The organism is Halorarius halobius (assembly GCF_024298865.1).
In the GTDB taxonomy this organism is placed as follows: Archaea; Halobacteriota; Halobacteria; order Halobacteriales; family Haloarculaceae; genus Halorarius; species Halorarius halobius.
Genome location: NZ_CP101161.1, coordinates 3,160,743 through 3,171,241 on the forward strand (window position 1 = coordinate 3,160,743; position 10,499 = coordinate 3,171,241).

Sequence of the window (10,499 nt, forward strand, 5' to 3'; positions counted from 1 at the left end):
GGATATGCCGCCAGTCACGGCAGGCGCAGTCGTCGTGTTCGGGCTCATCCTGCTGGCGCTGACGCTGTTCGTCACCGAGCGACTCGCACCCGACATGACGGCCATCGGCGTGCTCGTGGCACTCGTCGTCCTCCAGCCGTACACGGGCGTGCCGCTGGAGGCGGCTCTGGCGGGGTTCGCGTCCCCCGCCGTGGTCACTATCCTCGCCATGTACGCGCTCTCCGAGGGCGTCCGCAAGACGGGCGTCGTCGAGCGACTGGGTACGTACCTCGCGGCTGTGACCGGGGGGAACGAGCGGCGCCTGCTCGGTGCGACCGTCGGGACGACCGGTGTCACGGCAGGGTTCATCAACAACACGCCCGTCGTCGCGGTGTTCATCCCGATGATACGCGAACTCGCCGACGACGCCGGCGTCTCCCCGTCGAAGCTACTCCTCCCGCTTTCGTACGCCGCGATGCTTGGCGGGACGCTCACGCTCGTCGGGACGGCGACGAACCTGCTGGCCTCCGACTTCGCCCGCGGGTTGCCGGGCCGTGGCCCCATCGGGATGTTCGAGTTGACGCCGTTGGGCGTCGTCGTGCTCGTCGTCGGGACGGCATACCTGCTGACGGTCGGTCGACGACTCACGCCGGCCCGGGTCATCCCGCGGGCCGACCCGGCGGATTTCGACCTCGGAGACCACCTTCGGCGCCTTCGTGTGCGCGATGGGTCGCCGCTGGTCGGGCTCCCCGCCGACGACGCCGTCGCCGCGTTCCGCGCCGCGGAGGCGTTCGACGTCCATCTCATCCACGTCACCAACCCCGACGAGGGGACGGCGCTGGCGGCGACGAGCGACCAGATGCTCGTCCCCGGGGACACGCTCGTAGTTCGGTCGACGCTCCAGGACATCAACCGGCTGGCTGAGGCGTACGACCTCCGACAGCTCCCACGCGAGGAAGTGACGGCGCTCGACCTCGACCGCGCGGGCGAGTTGCTGACCGCCGTCGTCCCGCCGGAGTCAGACTGGGTCGACCGAAAGCTCGGCTCGCTTCGCCTCCAGAACGTGTTCGACACGACGGTGCTGGCGGTGCGCCGCGAGGGGAAGGCCATCACCCGAGGACTCGATAGCCTCACGCTGGCATCCGGCGACACCCTCCTGTTGCAGACGACGCCCCGCAACGCCGAGTACTTCGCCGACGAGGGGGAGTTGCTCGTCACGGACGTCCTGCAAGCGCCGGTCAGAGATGACGGGCCGCCACCTCTCTCCGAGAAGGCGCCGCTGGCGCTGGGTATCCTCGGGGGCGTGCTCGTGGTCGCGGCGCTGGGCTGGCTCCCGGTCGTCATCGCGGCGCTGGGAGGCGTCGTCCTGATGGTCGCCACCGACTGTCTGTCCGCGAACGAGGCGTACGACGCCGTCTCGTGGAACGTCGTGTTCCTGCTTGCGGGCCTGCTCCCGCTGGGCGTGGCGATGCAGGCGACCGGCGGCTCCGCGCTGATAGCGAGCGTCGTCGGGGACGCCGCCGCGGGGCTCCCGCCGGTTGCGGCACTCGCGCTCGTCTATCTCGCCACCGCCGTCGCCGCGAGCGTCATCACGCCGGTCGCCAGCGTCGTCCTGCTTGCCCCCATCGCCATCGACACCGCCGCCCGGGTCGGCGTCGACGGGTTCGCGCTCCTGCTGGCGGTGACGTTCGCCGCCAGCGGCGCGTTCCTCACACCCATCGGCTACCAGACGAACCTGATGGTGTACGGCCCCGGCGGCTACCGGTTCACCGACTACCTGCGGGTGGGTGCGCCGCTCCAACTCCTGCTTGCCGTCGTCGTGCCGGTCGGTATCGCCGTGCTGTTCGGGGTCTGAGCGCCGACAGGGGTTTTTACGCCGCGGCGTCGCACGACTCCGCATGCCCGGCCAGATTACGCCCCCCGGCTGGCTCCCGGACGCGCTGTCGGCGTACAGTCAACTGCTGTCGGAACTGCTCGGGTTCCTCGTCGGTGCGGCCGTCGTCTACGTCGTCGGCTATCTGCTCGTCGTCCCAGTCGCGCTCCGTGTCGTCCGGGCGCGCAACCGCAACAACCCCACCATCCTGACGGCGACGGAGACGTATCTGAAGGCCCTGCTCGTCGTGTTCGCCATCGTCTCCGGGGTCATCGGGGCCGGGTACGGCGGCGTGCTCACGCGGTCGGCCATCATCATCGCGGCCATCACCTTCGCCGCGGGCGTCGCCGGCCAGGAAGTGTTCGGCTCGTTCATCAGCGGCGTGTTCCTCGTCGCGGACCCGGACTTCAACGTCGGCGACTGGATCGCCTGGCCCGGCGGCGAAGGCACCGTCGAGGCCGTCGATTTCCGGGTCACGCGCATCAGCACGCCCGACAACGAGACCATAACCGTCCCGAACACCGAACTGACCGGCAACGCGCTCAGGCGACCGTTCGGCCGCGACCGGTTCCGCGTCACCGAGCAGGCGCTCGTCGCCTACGACGAAGACACCGAGCGGGCGCTGATGGAACTCCAGCAGGTGGCCGCGAACCTGGAGGGGGCGCTCGCGGACCCGGCGCCGAACGCCCGCATCGTCGAACTCGGTGCGAACGCGATCACCGTCCAGGCGGAGTTCTGGGTGTCCGACCCCGCGCGAAACGACGTTCTCACCATCCAGTCGGACTTCCGACGGGAGGTGAAACGCCGGTTCGACGCCGAAGGCATCACTATTGCGCCGGCGTCCGCTCAGGAGCTGTCCGGGGAACTCGCGGTCACGCGACGGACCGCCGCGGAGTGAGACGCCCACGACAGCGTGGCCGCACTCACAGTCGCCACGGGAGTGTGCCTACCGCTTCGCCCTCGACGCTCGATGGGCGTCGGGGCGGACGTAGCTCGACCGGGGGCGCTAACACTCCGGCTCGGCGGGGGATTTATCCGATAGTTGAGACAACCGAGAGATATGGCCGACCAGGTAGCCGACCTAGAACGGCAAGGGCAAAACGTCGCCGGGGAGACGCCGGCCCCGGAGCCGGACGCCGTCACCGAGGAGACCACGGTCCACGACGACGACATCGAACTCGAGCGGACCATCGGACTGGTCGGCGGGCTGGCTATCGGCATCGGGACGATGATCGGCGCGGGCATCTTCGTGTTCCCGGGGCTGGCGGCGGACAACGCCGGGCTCGCCGCGACCGCCTCGTTCGCCATCGGCGGGGTCGTCGCGCTGCTGGTCGCGCTGCCGACCTCGGAGCTCGCCACGGCGATGCCCCGCAGCGGCGGCGGCTACTACTTCATCTCCCGCGGGATGGGGACGGCCTACGGCGCCATCGTGGGGCTCGGCCTGTGGCTGGGCCTGATGTTCGCGTCGGCGTTCTACCTCGTGGGGCTGGGCCACTACGCCAGCGCCGTCGTCGCGGAACTCGGAGTCCCGCTCCCGTTCAGTCCCGTCACGGTCGTGGGCCTGGTGTTCGGCGTGGCGCTGACCGCGTTGAGCATCGGCGGCACCGAGAACACGGCCACGCTCCAGAACGTCGTCGTTGGCGTGCTGTTGCTCGTTCTCACGGGCTTTCTCTCCTACGGCGTCCTCGATGCCGTGGGGGTGTTCGGCCGCGGCACCGTGCCCGAGCGGTTCTTCTCCAGGGGGTACTTCCCCGTACTGACGACGGCGGCGCTGGTGTTCACGTCGTATCTGGGGTTCGCGCAGGTGGCGACCGTCGCGGGCGAGATAAAACAGCCCGGCCGGAACCTGCCGCGCGCGATGGTCGGGTCGGTGCTCGTCGTCACCGCCTTCTACGTCGTGACCATCTTCGTCGCGACGAGCGCCTTCGGCGCGGACCGGCTGGGCCAGTTCGGCGAGACGGCGATGGTCGAGGTGGCCCGCGAGTTCCTCGGCCTGCCCGGCGCGGTCGCGATACTGGGCGCGGGGCTGTTGGCGACGTTCTCGAGCGCGAACGCCTCGATACTCAGCGCCTCGCGAGCGGTGTACGCGCTGAGCCGTGACGCCCTGTTGCCCCGGAAGGCCAGCGAGGTCAACCTCCGGTTCGGCACCCCCCACGTGGCGTTGCTCGCGGCCGGCGGACCGATACTCGCGCTCGTGGCGACCGGGCAGGTCGAACTGCTCGCGGAGGTGGCCTCCTTCCTCCATCTCGTCATGTACGGGCTGATGTGCGTCGCGTTGCTCGTCCTGCGACGGCGCGACCCGGACTGGTACGCACCCAGCTATCGGGTGCCGGGCTACCCGGTGTTGCCCGGCGTCGGGGCGCTGGCCAGTTTCGGCCTGATCGCGTTCATGCAGCCTGCCTCCATCGGTATCGGCGTTCTAGTGATGGGCGCCTCGTACCTCTGGTACCGGTACTACGCCGCCGACGTGTCGCTCCGGGGTGATATCTGACCATGACCGACCGACCGTCGGTTCTCGTCCCGGTTCGCGTGCTGGAGGGCGAGTCCATCCCCGAGGGCGTCCCCGAACTGCTGGCGAACGCCCACGTCACCCTGCTCGGCTACCACGTCATCCCGGAGCAGACGGCGCCGGGGCAGGCCCGACTGCAGTTCGAGGAGCGGGCCACGGCCAGGCTCGACGAGTTCGAAGCGATGTTCGAGGAGGTCGGCGCGACCGTCGAGCGGCGCCTGGTGTTCACCCACGACGGGCAGAAAACCATCAACCGCACGATACTCGAGCACGACTGCGAGGCGGTCATCGTGCCGAACGCGACGGGGCCGGTCGAGGACGTGCTGGTGGCCGTCCGCGGGACGGTGGGCATCGACCGGCTCGCCCGCCTCGTCGCCGGCGTGTTCGACGGGACGGACGCGAGGGTGACGCTGTACCACGTGGCCGGGCGCGAGGCGACCGACGAGGACGTCGAGACGATCCTCCTGGGGCTGACCGAGCGGCTGGTGGAGTCGGGTCTCGACGCGTCGCAGATCGAGACGCGCGTCGAGCGGGCGGGCAAGCCGCTCGACGCCATCGTCGACGCCGCCGGCGAGTTCGACGCGGTCGTCATGGGCGAGACCGACCCGTCGCTGGCGACCTTCGTGTTCGGGATGCCCGCCGATCAGGTCGCCGACCGGTTCCTCGGGCCGGTGCTCGTCGTCCAGCGGGAGCCACCGGCCGAACCGGACGAGTAGCGCGGCCGACCCCGGAGTCGCCGGAACCGGCGTTCGCCGCTGGGCACACGGTTTTGGTCCGCGGGCCCATCGCGGGTCACATGTACCTCGCAGACGAAGCGTGGCCGGACCTCCGGTCGTACTTCGAGTCGGAGTCGCTGGCGCTCGTCCCGCTCGGGTCGACCGAACAGCACGGCCCACACTTGCCGGAGTCGACCGACCACGTCATCGCGGAGTCGCTGGCCCGCGAGGCCGCCGCGCGGACCGGCTATCTGTGTACGCCCACGGTGAACGTCGGCGTCTCACCGCACCACCGCCAGTTTCCGGGGACGATGTGGGTGAGCCCCGACGCCTTCCGCGAGTACGTCGCGGACCTGACGCGGAACCTCACGTACCACGGCATCGACCGCGTCGTCTACGTCAACGCCCACGGCGGCAACGTCGAACATCTGCGGGAGGTCGGCCGACAGCTCCACGCCGAGGAGACCTGCTACGCCATCGAGTGGATGTGGGACGAGTCCATCCCGGACCTCGTCGAGGAGTTGTTCGACCAGCCCGGCCCCCACGGCGGCCCCAAGGAGACGGCGATGCTCATGCATCTGACCGACCTCGTCCACGACGACCGGCTGACCGACGCCCGCGACGGCGGCTGTGTCGACATCGAGTCGGACACCACGCTTCGGGTCAACGGTGCCCGTACTTTCTACGACGCCCGCGAGAACAGCGAGAACGGCGTGTTCGGCGACCAGACCGACGCCTCCCCGGAAGCGGGCGAGCGCCTGTTCGAGGCCGCCGTCGACCAACTGTGTCAGCTCTGCGAGTGGCTGGCGGCCCGCGACCCCGCGGAACTGCGCCCGAAACCGCGAGTCTGAGCGGCGTCAGCGCGGCACGAACTCGTGGACGGGCCAGTCCGCTTCGTACTCCAGCGCCACCGCCCGCTCCGCTTCGGTCGGTTCGCGAACCCGAAGTTCGACAGGGTCGCCGATGGCGACGTCCGCGTAGTCGGCGTCGAGCCGCCCGAGCAGTCGCCCACCCGACGCGAGTTCGACGACGGCGATGGTGTAGGGCGCGTCGTCAGCGAACGCCGGTGGGGCGGTGTTGACCTCGGTGTAGGTGTAGACCCGGCCCTCGGTGGACTGTTGTTCGACGTCGACGTCGCGGCTCCCGCAGGCGTAGCAGGCCGGCCGCGGCGGCAACAGCACCTGCCCGCAGTCGTCACAGACGCCGCCGAGCAGGTCGCCCTGCGCGAGCGCATCGAAGAACCCCGGGAGCGTGAGCGGGCTGTCGGCCGAGAGGTCGCGGTCGGGGCTCATGGGCTCACCTCCGTCGTCAGGACGTGCGCGACGGTGACGGCGTCGGCGACGCCACCCTCGTTCAACAGGAACGCGGTGTCTGCCCCCTCGACTGCCCGGTCCCCGGCGGCTCCGGTGAGCTGTTCGTAGGCCTCGATGGCCTGCAGGAGACCGGTCGCGCCGATGGGGTGGCCGCGCGCCTTCAGACCGCCGCTGGTGCTGAGTTCGACGTCGGTCCAGCCGTCGGCCCGCTCCTCGGGCGGCAGGTAGCTCTGATAGCCCGTGCCTTCCGGTGCGAACCCGACCGCTTCCGAGAGGAGTGCCTCGCAGACGGTGAACGCGTCGTGTACCTCCGCGACATCGACCGCGGCCGCGTCGACGCCCGCCTCCTCGTAGGCCGTCTCGGCGGCCACCTCCGCGCCCGCGATTTCCGTCATGTTCCGCTCCGCGACGGCGATGTTGTTGGCCGAGGCCCCGGTGCCCGCGACCGTCACGGTCGGCCGGTCGAACTCGCCGGCCAGTTCGGGCGTCGTCACCAGCACCGCCGCGGCGCCGTCGCCGACCGGGGCGCAGTCGAACAGTTTCAGCGGCGGCGCCACCGGGTCCGACTCCAGCACCGTCTCGACGTCGACCGCCTTCGGGAACTGCGCGCGGGGGTTGCGGGTCGCGTTGTCGTGGTTCTTGACGGCGATCTCCGCGAGGTCGCGCTCCGTCGCGTCGGCCTCGTGGAGGTACCGCTGTGCGAGCAGGGCGTACTGGCTCGGCGCAGTGACGCCGGACCGCTGTTCGATGGCGCGGTCGAACGCCGCCGACAGCGCGTCCGTCGCGCCACCGGTGCCGCCCGCCGTCATCTTTTCGACGCCACAGGCCAGCACCGCGTCGTGCTCGCCGTTGCGTACGTCCTTGACCGCGTGCCTGAGTGCGAGCGCGCCCGCGGCCGCACAGCCCTCCACGCGCTCGGCCGGCACGTGCCGGAGACCGGCCCACTCGGCCAGCAGCGTGCCGTGCATTATCTGGTGCTCGTAGCTCTCCGACTGGTTGCCGACGTACACCGCCTCGACGATGTCGGCCGGGTCCGGGAGGCCGTCGAACGCTTCCCCGAGGGCGACCGAGAACAGGTCACGGCCCGGGAGGTCCGTGCGACCGATAGGAGATGCGCCGACGGCCGCGATGACTGGATCAGGCATACGTCTCCGACGTTGGCGGTAGCCTGTGTTAGGTCTTGCCACAGAACCGCACGCCGAGGGGAGACCCCGAAGTGGAGTCGACCGTCACCGCGCGTACAGTTTCTGCCCGAGCATCGCGTCCGGAACGACGCCGCTCGCGGGCGTGACCGCGACGTACGGGCGCTCGACCGGCCCGAACACGTCGACGACTCGCCCCACGCTGTCGAGGTTCTCGTCGATGACGGGGGCACCGATGTCGGGATGCTCGTCGGCCGGACAGCGAGCGACGAGCAACCCCTGGGCGGTGCTGACGACGTCGCCGACGCGTTTCACCGCGCGCCACCCCTGTCGGTCATACCTCGTCGTCGTACCCGGACGGGTAAATCGCTTTCCGGACGCCGGCGTCACGCGCCCGACGGAACGACCCGCGCACCGAGGCGGACGAGCGCGGCGTCGAGAAGGGCGAAGACGACGCCGAGCACCGCGCCGACGACGGCTCCCACGACGGTGCCGAACAGGCCGACGAGCAGTATCGTCAGCGACCCGCCGAGCGTGACGACGGCGACGACTGCCCCGACGACGACCAGCCCCGCCAGGAGGGCGACGCCGGTGGCCGCGCCGTAGCCCGCCCCAGCGACGAGCAGCGCACGGAGGCCGCTGTCACCCGGTGGCGCGGCGGCGAACGCGCGGCCCGTTGCCAGATACAGAACGGCCCACAGCACGGCGTACAGCGCCAACCCGAGGAGGGTGTTCAGGCCCGCCAGCGGGTCCCCCAGGCCGGCGGTCAGGTGGGCGACCCACACGCCGACGGCGACGAGCAGGGCGGTGTGGAACGCGGCGAACGCCCACCGCTGGAGGTCACCCATGCGCGAGCACCTCCGCGAGCGCCAGCAGGCCGACGAGCGCCAGCGTGGTCGTCGCGTACGCACGCGAGAGGACGCGGGTGACCGCCGCGGGTGGGCGGGCGCTGGCGAGACGGTCGACGGTCGCGGTCCGAACGGCCGACCCGAGCAGGAACCCGAGGACTGCCAGCAGTTTCACGGCGAGAACGAGCCCCCACCGCGTGTCGAGCGGCGGGACGGCAGGCGCCAGCGCCCCGAGGTTGCCGACGCCGGTGGCGACGAGCGCGCCGGCGCCGGCCCAGAACAGCCACTCGTAGCCAACCGCGAGCGAGACGACGAACGACGACTCGTCGGCGGCGACGGTGCGGGACGCGGCCAGCCACAGGAGGGCGGCCCCGCCGGTCAACAGCGCGACGGCGGTGACGTGGAGGAGGCGGACGCCGACGTGGAGCGAGGAGACCATCGCCGAAGCGGTTGCACCCCACGTGGATTAATCGTTCCGGGTCCGCTACTCCCGGAGGGCGTTCAGGTAGGCGGCGACGGCACCGATCATGTCCGACTTGCCGGCGTCGTCGGCGTTCTGTACGAGGACGCGTCCCCGTGCCTCCCACTCACGGGGGTACTGCTTGTCCCGCTCGATGACCGCGTCGTACCCGACCTGCTGGACGGCCTTCGCTATCTCGTCGACCGTCGGCGACGGCACCGCGAGCTCTTTGGGGACGCGACGCCCCTCCGAGCGCGTCAGCTCCGCGTCGAACTGCGCGGGCCACAGCACGTTCTCGACCATGCGCGGAAGGAGTCGACGGGGCCGTATACGTTTTTCCGAACGCTATCTGCGGTGTGCAACCGCGGCGAGCGCGAGAATCGCCACGAGCGCGGCCACCAGCCCGAACCCGGGCTGACCGGTCGGCGTCGGCGTGCTCGACGGCGTCGCGGTCGGCGAGGACGGCGTGACGACGCCGTCGTCAGTCGGTGAGGGCGACGCCGTGGGCGTCGCGGTCGGCGTGGCCGAGACGGTCGGGGAGGCCGTCGGCGAGACCGTCGGTGACGCCGTCGGCGAGACGGTCGCGTTCGGCGTGGCTGTCACGGTGGGCGTCGCCGTGGCGTTCGCCGTGCCGCCATCGGTGCCGCCACCACCGGTGCCGCCGGCGGGGCCATCGCCGCCGGTGCCGCCACCGCCCGTTCCACCGCCGTCGGAGGGAGATTCGGTCGGCGTGGAGGTCGACGCTTCCGTCACCGTGAGGTCCTGTCCGGGGCTGACCGAGAGAACTACGTCGCGTCCGTTCTCGGTCTCGCTACTCCCCCGGACGACCCCGTACGCGAAGTAGGACCCCGGCGAGAGGTCGACATCGACGGTCGCGGTGTACGTACCGGTGGACTGCTTGGTCGCGTCGGTGCGGATGGATTTCGAGTCGCTCCCGATGACCACCTGCACGCGGTGTGGGGGGAGCGACTCGCTTCCGGCCTGGACTTCGACGGTCGCGGTCGTCGACTCCCCGCTTTCGACCGACGAGTCGATGCTGAGACTCGTGGTGTAGCCGGCGATGACGACCGGGTGGAGCGCGTCGACGTCGCCGTCGTAGTAGACGGCCGCGAGATAGCTCCCGGCGGCGTACGAGCCGGTCTGGAACCGGGCGGTGCCGTCACCCTGCATCGCCTTCGTGTCGACGATCTCGAAATCCTCGTTGTAGAGATACACCTCGTACTGTATCGAGGAGTCGGGCGCGTCGACCGGCACCGCGAGCTCCTCGCCGGGCGACCGCTGGGCGACGGAGGAGACGGTGAACGTCTCCCCCTCGATGTCGACATTCCGAGACGGCGTATCGATGTCGTCTGTTATCTCGATGCTGAACTGTGCGTCGGCCGCGAAGCCGGACGCCCCGGCGGGAACCAGAAGTACCCCGACGAAAGCGAGGACCAGAACCGTTCGAACACGCATGGGGATAGGGCGCGGGCGACACCCCATAGGTCTAACGACACGTTACCTCGGATAGTCATGATGAGGTCACTACCGGAGATACCAGTATTTGAATCGTACTGAGAGCTAGGTGTATCCTACACCCACCCAAGACTATTTGTCGGAGGCGAGAATGTAAGCAACTATAAATGACTGAGAACCGTCTGCAGGTTCGTCTCCTGTCGG

12 protein-coding genes are annotated in these 10,499 nt (G+C 70.1%); 5 read left to right on the plus strand and 7 right to left on the minus strand.

The window, feature by feature from the left end:
• Window positions 1–4: 4 nt before the first annotated feature.
• The 5 genes from NL112_RS16885 (at window position 5) to NL112_RS16905 (ending at window position 5,928) form a co-directional block, all read left to right on the plus strand.
• Window positions 5–1,834 (plus strand): SLC13 family permease, encoded by a 1,830-nt coding sequence (locus NL112_RS16885; protein WP_255150022.1) that lies wholly within the window; start codon window positions 5–7, stop codon window positions 1,832–1,834.
• A 43-nt stretch (window positions 1,835–1,877) separates the two neighbouring features.
• A complete protein-coding gene (locus NL112_RS16890; protein ID WP_255150023.1) occupies window positions 1,878–2,750 on the plus strand; it encodes a mechanosensitive ion channel family protein in 873 nt (290 codons plus the stop codon).
• 162 nt (window positions 2,751–2,912) lie between these two features.
• A complete protein-coding gene (locus NL112_RS16895) occupies window positions 2,913–4,343 on the plus strand; it encodes an APC family permease (protein WP_255150024.1) in 1,431 nt (476 codons plus the stop codon).
• 2 nt (window positions 4,344–4,345) lie between these two features.
• Complete coding sequence (locus NL112_RS16900) at window positions 4,346–5,077, plus strand: universal stress protein (protein ID WP_255150025.1); 732 nt, start codon at window positions 4,346–4,348, stop codon at window positions 5,075–5,077.
• Between the two features lie 80 nt (window positions 5,078–5,157).
• Window positions 5,158–5,928 (plus strand): creatininase family protein, encoded by a 771-nt coding sequence (locus tag NL112_RS16905; protein WP_255150026.1) that lies wholly within the window; start codon window positions 5,158–5,160, stop codon window positions 5,926–5,928.
• Window positions 5,929–5,934: 6 nt separating this feature from the next.
• Here the strand turns inward: NL112_RS16905 and NL112_RS16910 are convergent, their stop codons facing one another.
• The 7 genes from NL112_RS16910 to NL112_RS22850 form a co-directional block, all read right to left on the minus strand.
• Entirely contained in the window at window positions 5,935–6,369 is a 435-nt protein-coding gene (locus tag NL112_RS16910) for a Zn-ribbon domain-containing OB-fold protein (protein WP_255150027.1), read from the minus strand.
• Complete coding sequence (locus tag NL112_RS16915) at window positions 6,366–7,535, minus strand: thiolase C-terminal domain-containing protein (protein WP_255150028.1); 1,170 nt, start codon at window positions 7,533–7,535, stop codon at window positions 6,366–6,368. Before NL112_RS16915 ends, NL112_RS16910 begins: the two co-directional genes overlap by 4 nt.
• Before the next feature lie 84 nt (window positions 7,536–7,619).
• On the minus strand, window positions 7,620–7,847 hold the full coding sequence (locus tag NL112_RS16920) for an H/ACA ribonucleoprotein complex subunit GAR1 (protein WP_255150029.1): 228 nt from the start codon (window positions 7,845–7,847) through the stop codon (window positions 7,620–7,622).
• 71 nt (window positions 7,848–7,918) lie between these two features.
• Entirely contained in the window at window positions 7,919–8,380 is a 462-nt protein-coding gene (locus tag NL112_RS16925) for a DUF7965 family protein (RefSeq protein WP_255150030.1), read from the minus strand.
• A complete protein-coding gene (locus tag NL112_RS16930; RefSeq protein WP_255150031.1) occupies window positions 8,373–8,819 on the minus strand; it encodes a CopD family protein in 447 nt (148 codons plus the stop codon). The genes NL112_RS16925 and NL112_RS16930 overlap by 8 nt, the downstream gene beginning before the upstream one ends.
• A 45-nt stretch (window positions 8,820–8,864) precedes the next feature.
• Entirely contained in the window at window positions 8,865–9,143 is a 279-nt protein-coding gene (srp19, locus tag NL112_RS16935; RefSeq protein ID WP_255150032.1) for a signal recognition particle subunit SRP19, read from the minus strand.
• Between the two features lie 42 nt (window positions 9,144–9,185).
• Window positions 9,186–10,295 carry a PGF-CTERM sorting domain-containing protein gene (locus NL112_RS22850; RefSeq protein ID WP_286672166.1) on the minus strand — a complete coding sequence of 370 codons (1,110 nt, stop codon included), beginning with the start codon at window positions 10,293–10,295 and terminating at the stop codon, window positions 9,186–9,188.
• Between the last annotated feature and the right edge of the window lie 204 nt (window positions 10,296–10,499).